This window comes from Lederbergia panacisoli (genome assembly GCF_024626525.1).
GTDB lineage: Bacteria > Bacillota > Bacilli > Bacillales > Bacillaceae_C > Lederbergia > Lederbergia panacisoli.
In genome coordinates, this window is the sequence record NZ_JANJGU010000014.1 from 60,223 (window position 1) to 78,465 (window position 18,243).

At 38.2% G+C, this 18,243-nt stretch carries 20 protein-coding genes; 15 read left to right on the forward strand and 5 right to left on the reverse strand.

Annotation, left to right across the window (positions count from 1 at the left end):
• The first annotated feature begins 112 nt into the window (after positions 1–112).
• Together NQ185_RS16025 and spsC are read left to right on the forward strand one after the other, a co-directional pair.
• A complete protein-coding gene (locus NQ185_RS16025; protein WP_257583008.1) occupies positions 113–433 on the forward strand; it encodes a YuiB family protein in 321 nt (106 codons plus the stop codon).
• Between the two features lie 126 nt (positions 434–559).
• The gene (spsC, locus tag NQ185_RS16030) at positions 560–1,258 is read left to right on the forward strand and encodes a stationary phase survival protein SpsC (protein WP_257583009.1); all 699 of its coding nucleotides are present in this window, start codon (positions 560–562) and stop codon (positions 1,256–1,258) included.
• A gap of 47 nt (positions 1,259–1,305) precedes the next feature.
• On the opposite strand, the gene NQ185_RS16035 is transcribed toward spsC, so the two are convergent.
• Positions 1,306–1,797 (reverse strand): divergent PAP2 family protein, encoded by a 492-nt coding sequence (locus NQ185_RS16035; RefSeq protein WP_257583010.1) that lies wholly within the window; start codon positions 1,795–1,797, stop codon positions 1,306–1,308.
• 149 nt (positions 1,798–1,946) lie between these two features.
• Here NQ185_RS16035 and NQ185_RS16040 point away from each other — a divergent pair, with 149 nt between their 5' ends.
• From NQ185_RS16040 to NQ185_RS16060, 5 genes are all read left to right on the forward strand, one after another.
• The gene (locus NQ185_RS16040; RefSeq protein ID WP_257583011.1) at positions 1,947–3,452 is read left to right on the forward strand and encodes a leucyl aminopeptidase; all 1,506 of its coding nucleotides are present in this window, start codon (positions 1,947–1,949) and stop codon (positions 3,450–3,452) included.
• Positions 3,453–3,549: 97 nt separating this feature from the next.
• The gene (locus NQ185_RS16045; protein ID WP_257583012.1) at positions 3,550–3,843 is read left to right on the forward strand and encodes a hypothetical protein; all 294 of its coding nucleotides are present in this window, start codon (positions 3,550–3,552) and stop codon (positions 3,841–3,843) included.
• Positions 3,844–3,974: 131 nt separating this feature from the next.
• Complete coding sequence (locus tag NQ185_RS16050; RefSeq protein WP_257583013.1) at positions 3,975–4,358, forward strand: PaaI family thioesterase; 384 nt, start codon at positions 3,975–3,977, stop codon at positions 4,356–4,358.
• 65 nt (positions 4,359–4,423) lie between these two features.
• Entirely contained in the window at positions 4,424–4,789 is a 366-nt protein-coding gene (locus tag NQ185_RS16055) for a DUF2188 domain-containing protein (protein WP_257583014.1), read from the forward strand.
• 20 nt (positions 4,790–4,809) lie between these two features.
• The gene (locus tag NQ185_RS16060) at positions 4,810–5,697 is read left to right on the forward strand and encodes an aminoglycoside phosphotransferase family protein (RefSeq protein ID WP_257583015.1); all 888 of its coding nucleotides are present in this window, start codon (positions 4,810–4,812) and stop codon (positions 5,695–5,697) included.
• Between the two features lie 18 nt (positions 5,698–5,715).
• On the opposite strand, the gene NQ185_RS16065 is transcribed toward NQ185_RS16060, so the two are convergent.
• Positions 5,716–6,924, reverse strand: a complete 1,209-nt coding sequence (locus tag NQ185_RS16065; protein WP_257583063.1) for an MFS transporter — start codon at positions 6,922–6,924, stop codon at positions 5,716–5,718.
• Between the two features lie 128 nt (positions 6,925–7,052).
• Complete coding sequence (kapB, locus tag NQ185_RS16070) at positions 7,053–7,445, reverse strand: kinase-associated lipoprotein KapB (RefSeq protein ID WP_257583017.1); 393 nt, start codon at positions 7,443–7,445, stop codon at positions 7,053–7,055.
• 87 nt (positions 7,446–7,532) lie between these two features.
• Between kapB and NQ185_RS16075 the strand changes: the two genes are divergently transcribed.
• From NQ185_RS16075 to NQ185_RS16085, 3 genes are all read left to right on the forward strand, one after another.
• Positions 7,533–8,273 (forward strand): peptidylprolyl isomerase, encoded by a 741-nt coding sequence (locus NQ185_RS16075; RefSeq protein WP_307001296.1) that lies wholly within the window; start codon positions 7,533–7,535, stop codon positions 8,271–8,273.
• Between the two features lie 117 nt (positions 8,274–8,390).
• On the forward strand, positions 8,391–8,618 hold the full coding sequence (locus NQ185_RS16080; protein WP_257583018.1) for a hypothetical protein: 228 nt from the start codon (positions 8,391–8,393) through the stop codon (positions 8,616–8,618).
• 281 nt (positions 8,619–8,899) lie between these two features.
• Positions 8,900–9,436: a superoxide dismutase family protein gene (locus tag NQ185_RS16085; protein ID WP_257583019.1), complete on the forward strand. Its 537-nt coding sequence runs from the start codon at positions 8,900–8,902 to the stop codon at positions 9,434–9,436.
• 202 nt (positions 9,437–9,638) lie between these two features.
• Here the strand turns inward: NQ185_RS16085 and NQ185_RS16090 are convergent, their stop codons facing one another.
• Both NQ185_RS16090 and NQ185_RS16095 read right to left on the reverse strand, forming a co-directional pair.
• Entirely contained in the window at positions 9,639–10,802 is a 1,164-nt protein-coding gene (locus NQ185_RS16090; RefSeq protein ID WP_257583020.1) for a MalY/PatB family protein, read from the reverse strand.
• A gap of 76 nt (positions 10,803–10,878) precedes the next feature.
• Entirely contained in the window at positions 10,879–11,694 is an 816-nt protein-coding gene (locus NQ185_RS16095; protein WP_257583021.1) for an alpha/beta fold hydrolase, read from the reverse strand.
• Positions 11,695–11,868: 174 nt separating this feature from the next.
• On the opposite strand from NQ185_RS16095, the gene yugI reads away from it, so the two are divergent.
• The 5 genes from yugI to NQ185_RS16120 all read left to right on the forward strand — a co-directional run bounded on the left by yugI (position 11,869) and on the right by NQ185_RS16120 (position 18,219).
• On the forward strand, positions 11,869–12,270 hold the full coding sequence (yugI, locus tag NQ185_RS16100) for a S1 domain-containing post-transcriptional regulator GSP13 (protein WP_257583022.1): 402 nt from the start codon (positions 11,869–11,871) through the stop codon (positions 12,268–12,270).
• Between the two features lie 105 nt (positions 12,271–12,375).
• Positions 12,376–13,920, forward strand: a complete 1,545-nt coding sequence (pruA, locus tag NQ185_RS16105) for an L-glutamate gamma-semialdehyde dehydrogenase (protein ID WP_257583023.1) — start codon at positions 12,376–12,378, stop codon at positions 13,918–13,920.
• Between the two features lie 41 nt (positions 13,921–13,961).
• Positions 13,962–15,152, forward strand: coding sequence for an ornithine--oxo-acid transaminase (locus tag NQ185_RS16110; protein ID WP_257583024.1), 1,191 nt, complete (start codon positions 13,962–13,964; stop codon positions 15,150–15,152).
• 41 nt (positions 15,153–15,193) lie between these two features.
• The gene (locus tag NQ185_RS16115) at positions 15,194–16,438 is read left to right on the forward strand and encodes a Glu/Leu/Phe/Val family dehydrogenase (RefSeq protein ID WP_257583026.1); all 1,245 of its coding nucleotides are present in this window, start codon (positions 15,194–15,196) and stop codon (positions 16,436–16,438) included.
• Positions 16,439–16,872: 434 nt separating this feature from the next.
• A complete protein-coding gene (locus NQ185_RS16120) occupies positions 16,873–18,219 on the forward strand; it encodes a glucose-6-phosphate isomerase (protein WP_257583027.1) in 1,347 nt (448 codons plus the stop codon).
• Positions 18,220–18,243 lie beyond the last annotated feature (24 nt).

Here is an 18,243-nt window from a genome sequence, read left to right on the forward strand (position 1 = left end):
AAATCGATTCTGCCTTTTTTATGTCATTAAATTGCCTTAATTATGACGATTGACGCTCTTTCTTTCATCTAGTAGACTTAGGAATAGTGCAAAATCAAGGGGGGATTTATCCATGTCGATAATTCCAATATTATTAGTATCCATGCTGCTGTTTTTCGTTTTATTTTTTGGTATTGGATTTTTATTAAATATGTTGCTGCGAATGACATGGATCATGGCGGTCATTTATCCAATCGTTGCAATATTGATTATAAACAAAGCAGATTTCAGTGAATACTTTACGAACACTAGTGCATCTTTTTCAAGTTTGGGAAATAGCTTATCTACACTTGCTCCATTTGATATCGCCATTTTAGCGAGTGGATTATTAGGTGCCGTTAGTTCAGGAGTGACTATGCGAGTACTTCGTGCAAAAGGATATAGAATGTTTTAAGGACTTTCTCATAAGGAAGTCTTTTTAATATGTTGTTTTTATAATTCGTATTTTTCAGTATTTTTTATACTAAAGGAATAATTCCTCTCAAAATGGGAAAGTATTAGTTTTGAGAGGAGTGTATGGATGTTATACGTTAAACAGACGAGTAAAAGAATCATGATGATTGTTTTATTTATTGGGGCGTTATTTGCAACATTTGAATCTATCACAGGGATGAATGCAAGAACATTTGTAGTGAAAGCTGCACCTAATATAACCACAGAATTTGAAAAAAAGTTTTTTGTGTTCCCACACATAACAGAAAGACGATATTTATTAAAGAATATGTATAGTGCGATAGAGGAACAGCTTACATATCGGGCAAGTTCCGCCAAAACGAGTGAACCAAAATCGTTGGAAAATGAAGATTGGTCCCAATATCCCACTATGGAAGTTACAGCAACAGGTTATACAGCTGGTGTCGAGTCAACTGGGAAAAGACCGGGTCATCCGCTCTATGGTGTTACGTATTCAGGTGTAAAAGTTAAAAGAGATATGTATTCAACCATAGCGGCAGATATCAATGTTTTTCCGCTTGGTACCATTTTATATATTCCTGGCTACGGTTATGGAGTAGTGGCAGATACCGGATCGGCCATTAAAGGGAATACGATTGATTTGTATTATGAAACAGTAGATGAAGTGTATAAAGAGTGGGGAAAACAAAAACTAGAAGTATATATCATTCAAGAAGGAAATGGTACATTAACTGAAAAAGATTTAACTGCATTGAATGAGAATGAAACAATGCAAGTGTTTCGTCAAAAGTTTTTTAAAAAATAATAAATGAAAAAGAAGCGGCTGATCCATATCCCGCTTCTTTTGTATGATTAAATTACAACTAATAAATTATGCAGGGCTACTGCCCAAACAATTCCTGTCAGTCCTCCGAAAAATACTTCGACCGGTTTATGACCTAATAATTCTTTTAACTTTATAAACTCCATCTGTTTTTCTTTATGTGTTTTTCCTTGCCAAACATGTATATCTGAAATCATTTTTTGAAAATCCACGGATAGTCTATTAAGAACGGCCGCCTGTTCTCCGGCTTGTCTTCTGACTCCCGTTGCATCGAACATGACGATGATTGCAAAGATAGCTGATACTGCAAAAAGAGTTGAACCTAAACCTGCATCAAGTGCAACACTAGTTGTTAATGCTGTGACTCCCGCTGAATGGGAACTAGGCATTCCTCCTGTTGAGGTAATAAGTGTCCAATCTGTCTTTTTTGTCATAATAAAATGTAAGGGCACTTTAATAAATTGTGCAAAGAATATGGCGGTGAGTGCAGCCCAAAAGGGGAAATTATGCAGGAACTCCATTCGAAACATCCTTTCACGTTGATGCAATTGACGGTTCCATTTATAATACCACAATATATTAAAAGAAATCATGTTTAATTTTTATAAATAAACTTCGATAGTCGAAATATAATCGTATATCATTTATAATTTATTTTGAGGTGAATGAAATGTTTAAAATATCGAACGGGAATCCTTTTGAAAGTAAAGAAGAATGTTTAATTGTAGGACTATTTGAAAAACCAGAAAAGTTTACGGGAATACTTGAAAATTTAGATGAAATATTTGATGGAGAATTGACGGAACTTGTTAAGTCGGGAGATATATCTGCAAAATATAAATCACTATCTGTCGTGCATGGTTTAGGAAAATCAGATGTGAAGCGATTTATATTTGTCGGACTTGGCAAGGAAAAAGAATTGAGCTTCAATACATTGAAAGAGGCATATGGCGCTGCAAGTAAAAAGGTGGCTGGGATGCGCCTTGGAAAGTTGGCAGTAGCTCTTGATACATTTGTTTCATCAAAAATAACAGCCGAAGATGCCGCGCTTTCGTTTAGTGAAGCATACATATTATCGACTTATCAATTTGAAGGTTATAAACAAAAATCAAATGAACCAGAAATCAATATCGAAACGATTAAGATTTTTACGAATGCTGCTGATGAAGAGATTAGTTCTGCTGTTGAAATGGGCAGCTCTTACGGCAAGGGGACAAATTCAGCAAGAACACTTGTAAATTTGCCAGGTAACATGCTTAAGGCGTCTGATCTCGCAGAATATGCAAAAGAGTTGGGGCAAGCCTATTCTTTTGAGGTAGAAATTTTAAATAAATCCGAAATCGAAAAGCTGGGGATGGGGGCATTTTTAGCGGTCAATCAAGGTTCCACAGAGCCACCCTATATGATAGTTCTAAAATATCAAGGAAAAGATGAGTGGAAGGATGTTATTGGTCTCGTCGGAAAAGGGATAACATTTGATACGGGCGGTTACTCATTGAAGCCAAAAGATGGAATCGTCGGCATGAAGATGGATATGGGAGGAGCAGCTTCTGTATTAGGTGCAATGGAAATAATCGGGAGAATGCGTCCAAAACAAAACGTTGTCGCCGTCATCCCTGCAACGGACAATATGGTAAGTGGAAATGCATTCAAACCAGATGATGTGATCACCTCCTTCAGCGGAAAAACGATAGAAGTCCTAAATACGGACGCTGAAGGTAGACTCGTTCTCGCTGATGCCGTCACATACGCAAAACATCATGGAGCAAATTATTTAGTCGATGTTGCAACACTTACAGGTGGAGTGATAGTAGCGCTTGGTTTAGACAAGACGGGTGCACTTACAAATGATGAAACATTATTTGAAAAGGTATTAGAAGCTTCTTATGAAGCGGGAGAATTTATTTGGCGTCTACCTTATACAGAAAAAGATAAAGAAAGAGTCCGCAGTAGTAAAATTGCTGATCTAAATAATTCTCCGGGACGAGAAGGACACGCTATTATGGGCGGTGCTTTTATTGGAGAATTTGCAGAAGAGACACCATGGGTGCATCTCGATATAGCTGGGACTGCAACTACTAAGAGCGATTATGATTTAGGACCTGCAGGTGCTACCGGAGTAATGGCACGAACATTAGCATTGCTCGTTGAAAACTTTGATTTGGAAAAAGAATAAGAGATGTAATTTCTGAATTGCCCATGCCATATAGACCTTTGTCGCATAAACAGATATAGAAGGGCATTTGTTTAGAGACAAAGGAGGTTGCTAATAAATGATGTATTATCGCGGCCCTGTACCTTATGCTGATAGTCGCTTTTTTGGGTTGTTTGCCGCTCCTTTAGTAGGTGGCTTTTTTGGAGGATTGATAGGAGGAGGTATTGCCGGGGGACTTGTCGGTGCATTTAATCGTCCGCGTCCTATCATTGCTTATCCGCCATATATGCCTTATGGCTACGGTGCCGTGCCGCCAGCACCATACGGTTACGGAGCAGCGCCACCACAAGCCGCCCCTTATGGCTATGGAGGTAATGTTGGCTATGGAGGATATGCTCCATATGATTATTAAAGAAAATGTGTTGCTCATTAGCGCACTTATACGAAGGGCTCTCCACTTTGATGTAGGAGAGCTTTTTGTATGAAAAAAGGATTCGAGCATTAATTATAGAATAATATATACGTAGAAATGGAGTGGGTATAATGGATGAGCAAAAAACCCTTCTTGACGCTTTAGGTATAGAAATTGTTGACATTACAAAAGGGAAAGTAATAGCAAAAATGCCGGTAAGTGATCAAACGAGGCAGCCATACGGTTATTTGCATGGCGGGGCATCAGTAGCCTTGGCAGAAACAGTTGCAAGCATTGGAGCTGCTTCACTGATTGATTTAGAAAAAGAAATTTGCTTTGGTCTAGAAATTAACGCCAATCATGTCCGTTCAAAAAAAGATGGAGTTGTAACAGCTGTTGCAGAAGTGCTCCACCACGGAAAAAGTACGATGGTTTGGGATATTAAAATCAAAGATGAGGACGAAAACCTTATCTGCATATCAAGATGTACAGTGGCGGTTGTCCCAAAACGGTAATGTGTTTTGCGGAGTTTATTCGGGGAAAAGGTAGTGTATATGACGAATAAGGAGTGATTGTGTACATGCCTTGGTCAAAACATGATTATCCTGATTCAATGAAACATCTACCCGAAGAAGTTCGTAATAAGGCGATTGAAATTGCAAATGCTCTAGTAGAGGATCAAAAAGAAGAGGGAAGGGCGATTGCAATTGGCATAGCTCAAGCCCGAAGATATTTTGAAGATGACGATCATGCAAGGCCGGAATACCATATTACGGCAGATGGTGAAGACTGGGTCCTTAAAAGAAAAGGCGGGAAGCGTGCCATCAAAAGGCAAGACACAAAAGAAGATTTGTTGGATGAAGCGAAAGACTATGTCAATGATCATGACGGAATTTTGGTTGTTTACACTAAAGACGGAGAGGTTTCTCAAAAGCTTTATGATTAATAAGCGAGTGGGGTAGTAGGATGGACGATAGTATTATTAACATTGATCACAAGATTGCAGAAGTAAATAATCAACATTTACTTGATTTTAAGATTATTGATTGGAAGAAGCTTGGGGGAGGCACCTCCAGCAATGTATGGAAGCTAACCGGCGACAACGATAATGCTTATGTGTATAAGGAAAATGAAAGAGAAGTAATACTAGAAGAATTGCTTTTTTTAAAAACATATGAATATCTGAAAATATTACCTGAAATCGTATATATAGACGAGAATCAACAGTATTATATTTACAAATATATGGAAGGGGAAATTAAAGACCACTTAAATCATAAAAAAGACAATTTACACATCTTAGTAGATAACCTAATTATTCATAGTCAACCATTTTCTGAAAATAAGTGGGGATATACTTATCAACGATATGACAGTTTTAAAGAATTTCTCCTTTCAGAGGTACACGATGCATGGAAAATGGTTGGAACAGTATTACCTTCCAAAGATTATGAACTAGTTAAGTCTTTTGTAGACACAAGAGATGTAGAAGAAATCCCATACTTACTGCATGGAGATTGTGGTGTTCATAACTTTTTACAAAAAAATGATCAGCTAATCGGTGTCATTGATCCGTTGACACTTGCAGGACCACCACTTTTTGAGTTAGTATTTGCTTTTTGTTCTTCGCCAGATCATCTGACATATGAGGTCATTTATGACGCGGCTCGAAAACTTCCAACTTTTACACAAAGTAAAAAATATTTAGTGGAGGAAGTACTTATAGGGCTTTATCTTCGTATAGAAAGATGTCTATATCATCATCCTGATGATTTGCCAGCTTATTTAAAAGCATGGAATTATTGGAACTCTTTGCTAGCCCTGGAAAAAAGTAAAAATGCCAGTGGGATTTGAAGATCTCACTGGCGTTTTTTAGTAACTTTCCTTAAAATGCTGCTGTTCATGTTTTATATTCCACCACAGAATTCCAAAGGCAAATAGGAATAAACTGCCCGTTACATAAAAGACGGATGAAATACCCGCGTGTCCTGCAACAAAGCCCCCTAATGCCGGGCCAATAACGTTTCCTAAAAAGCGGAAACTTTGATTATAACCTAGAATTTCTCCTTGCATATCGAGTGGAGCTTCTATTCGAATATACGCTGTGATACAAGGGAGCATTCCCCCAACAACCATTCCATAAAGGAATCTCAAGCCAACCAATTGCCATAATTCTGTTACGAGTGCTTGTGGAACGATCAAGATAGAAGCGAGAACGAGGAGGATGAGCAAGACTTTTTCATAGCCGATGGTATCCCCGAGCTTTCCCCATTGACGGGTTAATAATAAATTTCCGAAACCAGTGGCTGAAAATGCAAGTCCCGATAGAAAAGCGATACTAGTTGCTTTCGTTAAGTCACTCACATAAAGGGCAAGTAATGGCTGGATACTAAAATTACCTACTTGAATAATTAAAGCAATGACCATGACCATAACAAGCATTTTTCGACTGAGTATTTGTTTGATAACTTCTTTTTGAGTACGGGGAATGTTTGTTTTAACGTCTGTTTGCTGTTTTATTTCTTTTATTCCAAATAACACAATAGTTGTAGCGAGCATGACTGATGCAGAAGTGATGATGAAGGTATAATGAAAACCAAAACTGTCCGCCATCATTCCTCCAAGCAAAGGCCCAAAAAGACTTCCTGCTACATTTCCCATCTGTAATGTTCCAAGCGTTTTACCAGCTTCATTTTTAGGAGTTTGTTTTGAAATGAGTGCGATGGAGGTTGGAATAAATCCAGTGACAAAGCCCATGACCATTCTTAAAATAAATAGTCCAAAAACACTGTTTATAATACCCATGAAAAAAACGGAGGAAGCAATTCCATAGCCTGTAATTAACAGGATTGGCTTAAAACCATACTTATCACCAATTCTCCCCCAAAGAGGAGAAACGAGAAAAGCACTTAAAAACGTGACACCAAAAACAAGACCTGACCAACGTTGTATATAATCATGACTAAAATCACCGAGTGTACCAATGTATAACGATATAAATGGAAGAACCATCGTCATACTAGCAGCAATAAGAAAATTGCAAATCCACATAATGAGGAAATTGCGTTTTTCGATACTAATTGAAAACACCTTCTTATTTAGTTAGAAATTATTTCGACTCCCTAAATAATAGTATAAAGGTTTTTATGATAATTTCAACAGCTCTGTATTGAAATCAAAAAACAGCCCTTTTACTCCGGGCTGTCTCTTTAAAAACGTATGGAATACATAAGTGCATATTCTTTTTTAACTCCATCTAATGCCTGAAGACTTTTTATGCTGTATGCATCATCAGACTTTGCTTCTAGTTGGGTCTGAAGTTTTTGTACTGCAGAAATCAACGATTCCTTATAATCAAGAACTTCATCGTCATAAGGCTTTACCATTTTTAAAGGAATGTTTGCCTGCTCGCGGAATGCGAGTGCTTTCCTTTCGTGAAAAAATGGTACATCCGCTTCATTTGGATTATGCAAATCTCCTTGTCTAGGGTGAATCAGTACAGCAAGACAGCGGACTGTATATGTTTCTTGATTGACAGCTGTAATTTCACCAATATATTTGCCAGTTTTATTAAAGGCTGTAACAATTTGCCCAACGTACATTTTTAATCCCCCTCCCTTTCTTTCCATTATGAAAGAAGGATGCATTTTTTTCAATTTTACTGTAAAGTATTTTTCGGAGGGCTTGATATGAAAAAATTTCTTTTTTTACTAATGTTTGTTACGATATTGTCTGCGTGCGGCATAAAGTCCCAGGAAATAAAGCTGAACGAGGATGCTGCTCAAGGCAGTGATCAATCTGAGAAGAAAGAAGGAGATGCAGAAATGGCAGAGCAGGTTAGCTATCCACAATTGTCCACTGAAGTGGCGGAAAATGAAAAACTAGTTCAAATGAATACAAATATGGGATCAATCAAAATTAAGCTATTCCCTGAACAAGCTCCAAAAACAGTAGAGAACTTTTTGACTCATGCAAAAGACGGTTATTACAACGGAATTATTTTTCATCGTGTTATTAAGGACTTCATGATTCAAGGTGGAGATCCGACCGGAACTGGCAGAGGTGGAGAAAGTGTCTTTGGCGAATCATTTGAAGATGAATTTTCTATGCAATTATTTAATCTTCGTGGAGCTCTTTCCATGGCGAATGCTGGACCAAATACGAATGGCAGCCAATTTTTCATCGTGCAAAATAACCATATGGACCCACGTGTGAAAAGTCAGCTAGAGGATGCTGGTTTTCCAAAAGAAATCGTTGAAGCCTATGTTGAAAACGGAGGTACACCTCATTTGGATCATCGTCACACTGTGTTTGGACAAGTTGTAGAGGGTATGGATGTTGTCGATAGTATCGCCAATGTAAAAACGGCGCCTGGAGATAAGCCAGTTGAAGATGTAGTGATTGAAAGTATTGACATTATCAAGGAATAATTAATAGCCGTCCAATAGGGCGGCTTTTCACATTTTTGTCGACTTTTTCGGAATGGGCATCTTGGTTTTATTAAAAGGACTTTGCTATAATGAAAACTGTATCTAAAAAAGGAAAGGATGTTTTCCTTGCTTTCAATTTTGAATTCATTTGTATTATATATGCCATTTCTATATTTCCCGGAGGATAAATCTGAGTACATTCCCGCGGGGATTACGATGTCGCTTTTTATCCTTGCGGCCATTCTTACTTTTAGACTTATAAAGAAAATTTCTAAAAAGCAAGAAGCAAAAACTAAAGAATTAGAAGAACAATTAAATCGTGAACATCAGAAAGAGCATCTTTAAAAGCATCTTTAATGGATGCTTTTTATTTTTGGAAGTTTTTTTCTCAAATAAGATTGCTCGTTAATATGAGCTTTTAAGGGGAAAAATGGATTCTGTTCAAAAAAGGATAATCGAATCGAGAAAAGAGCTGGTAACTTTATGAGAATGTTAACTTTCTAATGAAGTGTAAAAGCCCGCTTCTCGACTTTAACAACTAAAACAGCTTTTTGAATAAAAACAAGGATATTTCATTTTTTGCATGGCAATAATGACGAAAAGGGATTTTTAATGGAGGGTTGGCTATGAGGAAAATTGCTTTACTTTCTATTTGTCTTTTTCTTTCAGCATGCACAAATCCACTTCCAAAGAAATTAGACGTAGATATAAAAAACTCAGATGGAGATTCACTTGGAAAAATAACACTTGAAGAACAGGCGGAAGGTATTAAATTGAAAGTTGATTTGAAAGGATTGCCACCAGGTGAGCATGCGATACATATTCATGATAACGGGAAATGTACCCCACCTGATTTTTTATCAGCAGGTGATCATTTCAACCCGGACAAAAAAGAACATGGGCTGCTAAATTCAAAAGGTCCACATGCAGGGGATTTGCCAAACATAACAGTGAAAGAGGATGGCAAAGTAAAAACGGATTTTACAACAAAAGGAGTCACATTTAACGAGGCGAAGAATTCTCTTTATACAACAGAAGGGACTTCTATTGTCATTAATGAAGGAGCCGACGATGGCATGACTCAACCAGCAGGTGATTCAGGAGAAAGAATCGCGTGCGGTGAAATTTCAAAGGACCGAAAACCAGCGGAATCGACGAAATAAGAAAAGCGCAAGCGCCTTGCCCATCGACGTACAAACTTCTAGGCATCCGACTGAGATAAAGGAAACACGATGAGCCTGCAAGGCAAGTCGATGTTGACTTATCGTAGGGAGGAGGACAGGAAATTTGCTAGTCGATAGGCGCTGTAGCTGGACAATTAAAAGGAAAAAGTACTGCTCGTTATGAACAGTACTTTTTTTACGATCAGCTAAACGCTAATTTTAATCTCTTAATGCCTTCTTCAATAATTGAACGCGGGCAAGCAGTGTTGATTCTGATAAAGCCGTCCCCGCCTTGGCCATAAGAATTTCCAAAATTAACGGCCAATCCGCCTTTTTCAATTAGCCTCTCACGTAGTTCTTTCTCGCTTAATCCTGTTTTTCGGCAGTCCACCCAAACAAGATATGTACCTTCAGGTTCTATCACTTCTAGCTCAGGTAATTCCTTTTCAATTCCTTTTTTAAGAAAATCTATATTCTCTTTTATGTAAGCTAAAGCATCATCAAGCCATTTTTCACCATATTCATAAGCTGCTTCCATTGCCATAATTCCAAATGTATTTAATGTATGGAAGCCTTCTTTCTTTTGAATTTCTTCTAATTTTTTCTTCATATCTGGATTTTGAACGACGATAAAAGATGATTGCAAACCAGCTAAATTAAAAGTTTTGCTAGGGGCCATAAAGGTAACGATAAAATTTGAATATGATGGATCCAAAGAGCTGATTGGTATATGCCTGTGCGGGGCAGCAACAATATCGGCATGTATTTCATCAGACGCAATGGTGACTCCATACTCTCTGCAAAGCTCGGCCATTTTAACGAGTTCTTCCTTCGACCAGACTCTTCCTGAAGGATTGTGTGGGCTGCATAACAAAAATAGTTTTACTCCGCTTTTCAGTTTTTCTTCAAAATCGGCAAAATCTATTTCATATCGGCCATTTTTAAAAATTAAAGGTGAGTTAATGACTTCTCTCATATTACTTTCAATCATGTTAAAAAAAGGCGTATAAACAGGAGATTGCAAGAGAACTTTATCGCCGACCTCAGTGAATGCACGAATCGCCATACCTAAGGAAGGAACAACCCCGTGACTATACATTAGCCAGGAAGGCTTTATCTCCCATTGATGACGTTTTTTAGTCCAATTAATAATCGCTTTTGCGGTTTTATCACCAATAATCGTGTAGCCAAAAACACCATGTTCTACACGTTTTTTCATAGCATCGATAACTTCTTGCGGCGGACGGAAATCCATATCGGCTACCCACATTGGTAGTAACTCATTTTTTCCGAAAGCTGCTTTCATTCCATCCCATTTTACAGATGAAGTATTTTTTCTATCAATATTTGCATCAAAATTATTCATGAAAGGGCTCCTTTCCAATTCTATATTCTATCATTCATCATAAGGCTGAAAGGATGAAATTTACAAGCAACTATAATTATATAAAATCGATTATTTCCTTGTAGACTTCTTCAGGTTTTTCTTCAGGCAATAAGTGGCCGGCATTTTTTAATACGATCAATTCAGTGTTTGGCAAATCCTGGTTGAGGCGATTCCCAATATTTAGTGGGACAACCTTATCATGTTCTCCCCAAATTAATAAACAAGGTGTCTCAATCGTCCGAAGAGCTTCTGGTGCAAGATCTCCTTCGCGATGACGAAGCATTTTTGCTAAAGCACGAAAAATGTCATTATGATGAAAAGGTTCCTCGTATCCTCTTATCATTTTCTCATCAATAATTGATCGATCATACACAACAATGTTTAAATTTCCTTCCACACCTGACTTTTTTAAATAAAGCTTTACAAAACGGCCAATAAACGGAATATATGTTAAAAGTTTTAGATGAGTTTTAGCATGCGGTACATATCCGGAACAGCTTATGAGCACAGCCTTTTTTATAAAGTTGGGTCGGAGAAGTACCATATTTAAAACAATTTGGCCGCCCATTGAATGCCCAGCGGCAACAATGTTTTCATAACCTAATCTTTCAAGGAGTTCTAGAATAGTATGAGCAATATTCGCATATGTATAACGGAATTTCTTTGACTTCCCACTTTTGCCAAATGGAGGAAAATCAATAGAAATAATATTCATATCTTGTTCTAGAAGAGGTATTAATTTGCGAAAACTAAAAGTTGATGATAAAAATCCATGGATGAAAACGATTGTTTCAGTCGCGTCGGGATGCTTATATTCCTCGAAATAAACGTCTATATCATTGATTTTTTTAATAGATTGTAACCGTACCATCGTTCCACCTCCATAAATATATATTACCCGAATAAAAAGGTTTGAAAGGGTAGCCTTGGGGAAAATTTTCAGTATAGGATGAGCAAGGGATTTTTGATTCTATTCAATCTCTATGTTATAATTTACAATTGCGTAAATAAGGAGAAAATCTAATATAAACTAGGAGTGTTTTTCATGAGTACAAAATATGAAGCGGGAGCGATACTATCAGGCAAAGTGACAGGGATCCAGCCATATGGTGCCTTTATCGCATTGGATGATCAAACCCAAGGACTTGTCCACATTTCAGAAATAAAACATGGTTTTGTAAAAGATATCAATGAAGTTTTATCAGTTGGTGATGAAGTAAAGGTTAAGGTTTTAAATGTAGACGAAGAAAAAGGGAAAATCAGCCTATCCATCCGTGCTACTGAAGAAGCGCCAAAGCAACCAGAAGCTCGAACTCCTCGAACTCCACGTCGTCAAGGTACGATTAAAGCTGAAACAACTCAAACGAGTAACGAAGGATTTAACACATTAAAAGATAAGCTGCAAGAATGGATAGAACAATCACGCGATGAACTAATTAAAAAATAATTTTTTTCGGGATGTCCTTCATATGGGCATCCTTTTTATTATTAACATAATGAAAATATGTTACTATTTATGTGATGAAAAAAATTGCCATGAGGGGGAAACAGTGTGATTCTTTATCGTCATGAACCTTTTACTGATTTTTCTGAAGAAGAAAATAGGCATGCTTTTGAAAAAGGATTGCAATTAGTGGAAAGTTATCTTGGGCGGGAATATCCGTTAATTATTGATGGAGAGCGTATCACAACCGAAGAGAAAATTGTTTCTATTAACCCGGCAAATAAAGATGAAATCATTGGCAACGTTTCAAAAGCGAATAAGGAACTTGCTGAAATGGCGATGACTAGTTCTCTTAAAGCATTTGAAACTTGGAAAAAAACAAAACCAGAAACGAGGGCAGATGTGTTATTTAAAGCAGCTGCCATTATAAGACGCAGAAAACATGAATTTTCAGCGCTTTTAGTAAAAGAAGCAGGCAAACCATGGAATGAAGCAGACGCTGATACAGCCGAAGCGATAGATTTTATGGAATATTACGGTCGTCAAATGCTTGAATTAAAAGACGGGAAGAAAGTGGAAAGTCGCGTCGGTGAATTTAATCGATATCACTATATACCACTTGGTGTAGGCGTTGTTATTTCGCCTTGGAACTTTGCCTTAGCCATAATGGCTGGAACGACGGTTGCCGCGATGGTCACAGGTAATACAGTTCTTTTAAAACCGGCATCAACAACACCAGTCATTGCTGCGAAGTTTGTTGAGGTTCTTGAAGAAGCGGGAATGCCAAAAGGGGTTGTAAACTATATTCCGGGAAGTGGAGCGGAAGTTGGAGATTATTTAGTCGATCATCCAAGGACTCGTTTTATAAGCTTTACTGGTTCTCGTGAAGTCGGGACAAGAATTTATGAACGCGCTTCAAAAGTGAATACAGGGCAAATTTGGCTAAAGCGGGTCATTGCTGAAATGGGCGGAAAAGATACAATTGTAGTGGATAAAGAGGCCGATCTCGAATTAGCAGCAGAATCGATTGTGAAATCAGCATTTGGATTTTCTGGCCAAAAATGTTCAGCGTGTTCTAGGGCAGTCATTGTACAAGATGTATACGATCAAGTGCTTGACCGCGCTGTTGAATTAACGGAAAAACTAACAATTGGGGATCCAATGAATCTACATCATTTTATGGGACCCGTAAACGACCAAAATGCGTACAATAAAATTATGAAATATATCGAAGTTGGTAAACAGGAAGGCAAGTTAATGGTAGGTGGAGAAGGGGACGACTCAAAAGGCTATTTTATTAAGCCCACCATTTTTGCAGATCTTGATCCAGAAGCAAGAATCATGAAAGAAGAAATTTTTGGACCAGTTGTGGCATTTGCGAAAGCAAAAGATTTTAAAGAAGCTATAGAAATCGCAAATAACACAGAATATGGCTTAACTGGTGCTGTCATCACGAAAAACAGGGAACATCTTGAATTTGCTCGAGAAGAATTCCATGTGGGGAATCTATATTTTAACCGTGGATGTACCGGTGCAATCGTCGGTTTTCAGCCTTTTGGCGGTTTCAATATGAGTGGGACCGATTCAAAAGCCGGTGGCCCAGATTATCTATTGCTTCATATGCAGGCAAAAACAACGTCCGAAATGTTGTAAATTTCTCACTTGGTCAATCGATCAAAAGGAGGTTGGGAGATTTGGGTACGGAGGAAATCATTGCGCAAACCGAAAAATTCGGTGCAAGAAACTATAATCCTTTACCTGTTGTTATTTCTGAGGCAGAAGGGGTATGGGTAAAAGACCCAGAAGGAAATAAATATATGGATATGTTAAGTGCATATTCAGCGGTTAACCAAGGACATCGTCATCCAAAAATTATTCAAGCATTGAAAGACCAAGCTGACAAAGTTACCTTAACTTCAAGGGCTTTCCACAATGATACGCTTGGACCTTGGTACGAGAAAGTTTGTCACATAACGAATAAAAATATGGTCCTCCCTATGAATACAGGTGCTGAAGCAGTAGAAACAGCTATTAAAGCAGCTAGACGGTGGGCTTATGAAATAAAGAAGGTTAAGGAGAATAAAGCTGAAATCATAGCATGCGTTGGCAACTTTCATGGACGAACGATGGCAGCTATATCTCTATCATCAGAAGATGAATATAAATATCAATTTGGCCCAATGCTACCTGGTATAAAGCTTATTCCATACGGCGATATAGAGGCTTTAAAAAGAGCTATTACCAATAATGCGGCCGCATTTTTAATAGAACCTATTCAGGGGGAAGCTGGAATTATCATTCCGCCAGATGGCTTTTTGCGAGAAGCTTATAAGATTTGTAGAGAAAATGATGTATTATTCATTGCGGATGAAATACAATCGGGATTAGGTCGATCGGGAAAAATGTTTGCCTGTGATTGGGAAGCGGTTGAACCAGATATGTATATCTTAGGCAAGGCACTCGGAGGCGGTGTCTTCCCAATTTCTTGTGTAGCTGCAAACAGTGATATACTCGGAGTGTTTAATCCAGGTTCCCATGGCTCAACTTTTGGTGGAAATCCAATGGCTTGCGCAGTGTCCATTGCAGCCCTTGATGTCATAAATAATGAAAAACTTTGTGAGCAATCACTTGAACTTGGGCTATATTTTATGTCAAAATTAAATGAAATTGACAATCCGTCGATAAAAGAAATAAGGGGAAAAGGATTATTTATTGGTGTCGAGTTAAATGAAAATGCTCGGCCTTACTGCGTATCTTTAATGTCAGAAGGGCTTCTGTGTAAAGAAACGCATGAAACCGTCATCCGCTTTGCACCTCCATTAACAATTACGAAAGAAGAATTGGATTGGGCGATTGAACGGATTAAAAAAGTTCTCTCAAAATGATATACTGTACCTGATTACACAATAAAGAGGCGAAAAAAACGATGGCAGAAAATCTTAACCTATTTACATCAACACAAGAGGTAATCAAAGATGGCCTCCATAAGCTTGGTTTCGGCGAGGAAATGTATGAACTTTTAAAAGAACCGATGAGAATGTTAACAGTACGAATTCCAGTACGAATGGATGATGGCTCCGTCAATGTATATACAGGTTTCCGTGCACAGCATAATGATTCAGTTGGTCCTACAAAAGGCGGCGTTCGCTTTCATCCAGATGTGACGGAAGAAGAAGTAAAGGCAATGTCTATGTGGATGAGTATAAAATGTGGGATTGTCAACCTTCCTTACGGTGGCGGTAAAGGTGGAATCATTTGCGACCCCCGGACGATGTCAATGGGTGAAATAGAACGTCTTAGCCGTGGTTATGTACGTGCCATCAGCCAAATTGTTGGTCCGACAAAAGATATTCCTGCTCCTGATGTGTATACAAACTCACAGATCATGGCTTGGATGATGGATGAGTATAGTAGACTTCGTGAAAATGATTCACCTGGTTTTATTACTGGAAAACCGATTGTACTTGGTGGTTCACAAGGAAGGGAAAAGGCTACCGCTCAAGGTGTGACAATCTGCATTGAAGAAGCTGCCAAAAAACGCGGCATTGATTTAAAAGATGCAAGAATCGTTATTCAAGGATTCGGGAATGCAGGCAGTTATCTTTCAAAATTTTTAAATGATGCTGGAGCCAAAATTGTAGGCATATCTGATGCCTATGGTGCTCTCCACGATCCTGATGGTCTTGATATTGACTATTTACTTGACCGCCGCGATAGTTTTGGTACGGTAACAACCTTATTTGATAATACGATTACTAATAAAGAACTATTTGAACTAGATTGCGATATTATCGTACCTGCAGCCGTTGCAAATCAAATTACCGCTGAAAATGCACCTAATATTAAAGCGTCCATCGTCGTTGAGGCTGCAAATGGTCCTACAACAGAGGAAGCTACCAGGATATTAAGTGAAAGAGGCGTTTTACTTGTTCCCGACGTACTGGCAAGTGCGGGAGGAGTAACCGTTTCTTACTTCGAATGGGTCCAAAACAACCAAGGTTATTATTGGACAGAAGAAGAAGTAAATGAAAAACTTCGCACCAAACTTGTTGAAGCTTTTGAGAATGTATACAATACCGCGGAAAGTCGAAGGGTTAATATGCGACTCGCAGCGTATATGGTAGGGATGCGCAACGTTGCGGAGGCTTCTAGATTTAGAGGTTGGGTGTAAGTTTTTATATGATCGTATGTACCACAGTGAGATGTTGCTGTGGTATTTTTATTGGTGATGTCACGGCATGCCTTGATAGATGGATTTATCCAAGGTGTTTAGCAATGCAAAAAAACTATAGAAGGCAATATTGTTACTGAAGGCTTCTATTAATGAATTGGTATTTGGTAATTCTCGACTAAACAACTCGAAGTTTGAATTTGTTCGAGAATTCCGCCTTAATTTTCGACTAAACAACTCGAAGTTTGAATTTGTTCGAGAATTTCGCTTTAATTCTCGATTAAACAACTCGAAGTTTCAATTTAATCGAGAATCCCACCTTGAATAAGACGTTTTCCGTCAAGAAATCCCCAATTCAATAAACTTTCTTGAAAATATTAGCTTATTCGGATAGAGTAATACCATATAGATTTTGACCATAAGGAGGAAAATTGATGGGACATATTAAGTTTGATTACTCCAAGGCATTGACCTTTTTCGGTGAACATGAAGTTACATATTTGCAAGCCGCGGTAGAAACAGCGCATAAGCAATTACATGAAAATACCGGAGCTGGCAGCGATTATACAGGGTGGGTGGGCCTTCCAAATGAATATGATCGGGAAGAATTCTCTCGCATAAAAAAAGCAGCGGATAAAATCAAAGAAGATAGTGATGTTTTACTTGTTATTGGAATTGGCGGTTCTTATCTAGGTGCTCGTGCAGCGATCGAAATGCTCAATCATAGTTTCTATAATGCTCTTTCAGGAGAAAAACGTAAAACTCCGCAAGTCTTTTTTGTAGGCAATAATATTAGCTCTACATATATGAAGGATTTAACGGATTTGCTTGATGGAAAAGATTTTTCTATCAATGTCATTTCTAAATCTGGAACAACAACGGAACCGGCGCTTGCTTTTCGTATATTCCGCAAGCTTCTTGAAGAAAAATATGGCAGCGAGGAAGCGAAAAAACGGATTTATGCGACAACAGACCAAGCAAAAGGTGCACTAAAAACACTTGCTAATGAAGAAGGATATGAATCTTTTGTCATTCCTGATGATGTTGGGGGACGCTATTCTGTTTTAACGGCAGTTGGCTTGCTTCCAATTGCGGTGAGTGGTGTTGAGATTGAAGAAATGATGAAAGGTGCTGCAGATGCACAAGATGAATTCAGCAGCCCGGAGCTTGATAAAAATATTTCCTATCAATATGCTGCGATTCGCAACGTTTTGTACAACAAAGGAAAAACCATTGAAATGCTCATTAACTATGAGCCAGGCTTGCAATACTTTTCTGAGTGGTGGAAACAATTATTTGGAGAAAGTGAAGGGAAAGACCAAAAAGGAATTTTTCCAGCTTCAGCCAATTTTTCCACTGACCTTCATTCACTCGGACAATACGTGCAAGAGGGGCGCCGTGATTTGTTCGAAACGGTGGTAAAGGTGAAAAATCCACGCCATGAGCTTGTCATTGAAAGTGAAGAAGGCGATTTGGATGGATTGAACTACTTAGAAGGAAAAACGGTAGATTTCGTTAATGATAAAGCATTTGAAGGAACACTTTTAGCACATACTGATGGCGGCGTTCCGAATTTAGTAGTGGAAATCCCAGCTATGGACGCTTACACTTTTGGTTATCTTGTGTACTTCTTCGAAAAAGCATGTGCCATTAGCGGATATTTACTTGGTGTTAATCCATTTGACCAGCCTGGAGTAGAAGCTTACAAAGTCAATATGTTTGCACTCCTTGGAAAACCAGGATTCGAAGAGAAAAAAGCAGAGTTGGAAAAAAGACTATAAGCTTGTAAGCGGGCACCTACATTA

Bases quoted from the DNA above. Each gene is read 5' to 3' on its own strand.
- NQ185_RS16025 (WP_257583008.1), top strand. From the start codon at position 113: ATGTCGATAATTCCAATATTATTAGTATCCATGCTGCTGTTTTTCGTT.
- spsC (WP_257583009.1), top strand. From the start codon at position 560: ATGTTATACGTTAAACAGACGAGTAAAAGAATCATGATGATTGTTTTA.
- NQ185_RS16035 (WP_257583010.1), bottom strand. From the start codon at position 1,797: ATGGAGTTCCTGCATAATTTCCCCTTTTGGGCTGCACTCACCGCCATA.
- NQ185_RS16040 (WP_257583011.1), top strand. From the start codon at position 1,947: ATGTTTAAAATATCGAACGGGAATCCTTTTGAAAGTAAAGAAGAATGT.
- NQ185_RS16045 (WP_257583012.1), top strand. From the start codon at position 3,550: ATGATGTATTATCGCGGCCCTGTACCTTATGCTGATAGTCGCTTTTTT.
- NQ185_RS16050 (WP_257583013.1), top strand. From the start codon at position 3,975: ATGGATGAGCAAAAAACCCTTCTTGACGCTTTAGGTATAGAAATTGTT.
- NQ185_RS16055 (WP_257583014.1), top strand. From the start codon at position 4,424: ATGCCTTGGTCAAAACATGATTATCCTGATTCAATGAAACATCTACCC.
- NQ185_RS16060 (WP_257583015.1), top strand. From the start codon at position 4,810: ATGGACGATAGTATTATTAACATTGATCACAAGATTGCAGAAGTAAAT.
- kapB (WP_257583017.1), bottom strand. From the start codon at position 7,445: ATGTACGTTGGGCAAATTGTTACAGCCTTTAATAAAACTGGCAAATAT.
- NQ185_RS16075 (WP_307001296.1), top strand. From the start codon at position 7,533: ATGAAAAAATTTCTTTTTTTACTAATGTTTGTTACGATATTGTCTGCG.
- NQ185_RS16080 (WP_257583018.1), top strand. From the start codon at position 8,391: ATGTTTTCCTTGCTTTCAATTTTGAATTCATTTGTATTATATATGCCA.
- NQ185_RS16085 (WP_257583019.1), top strand. From the start codon at position 8,900: ATGAGGAAAATTGCTTTACTTTCTATTTGTCTTTTTCTTTCAGCATGC.
- NQ185_RS16090 (WP_257583020.1), bottom strand. From the start codon at position 10,802: ATGAATAATTTTGATGCAAATATTGATAGAAAAAATACTTCATCTGTA.
- NQ185_RS16095 (WP_257583021.1), bottom strand. From the start codon at position 11,694: ATGGTACGGTTACAATCTATTAAAAAAATCAATGATATAGACGTTTAT.
- yugI (WP_257583022.1), top strand. From the start codon at position 11,869: ATGAGTACAAAATATGAAGCGGGAGCGATACTATCAGGCAAAGTGACA.
- NQ185_RS16115 (WP_257583026.1), top strand. From the start codon at position 15,194: ATGGCAGAAAATCTTAACCTATTTACATCAACACAAGAGGTAATCAAA.
- NQ185_RS16120 (WP_257583027.1), top strand. From the start codon at position 16,873: ATGGGACATATTAAGTTTGATTACTCCAAGGCATTGACCTTTTTCGGT.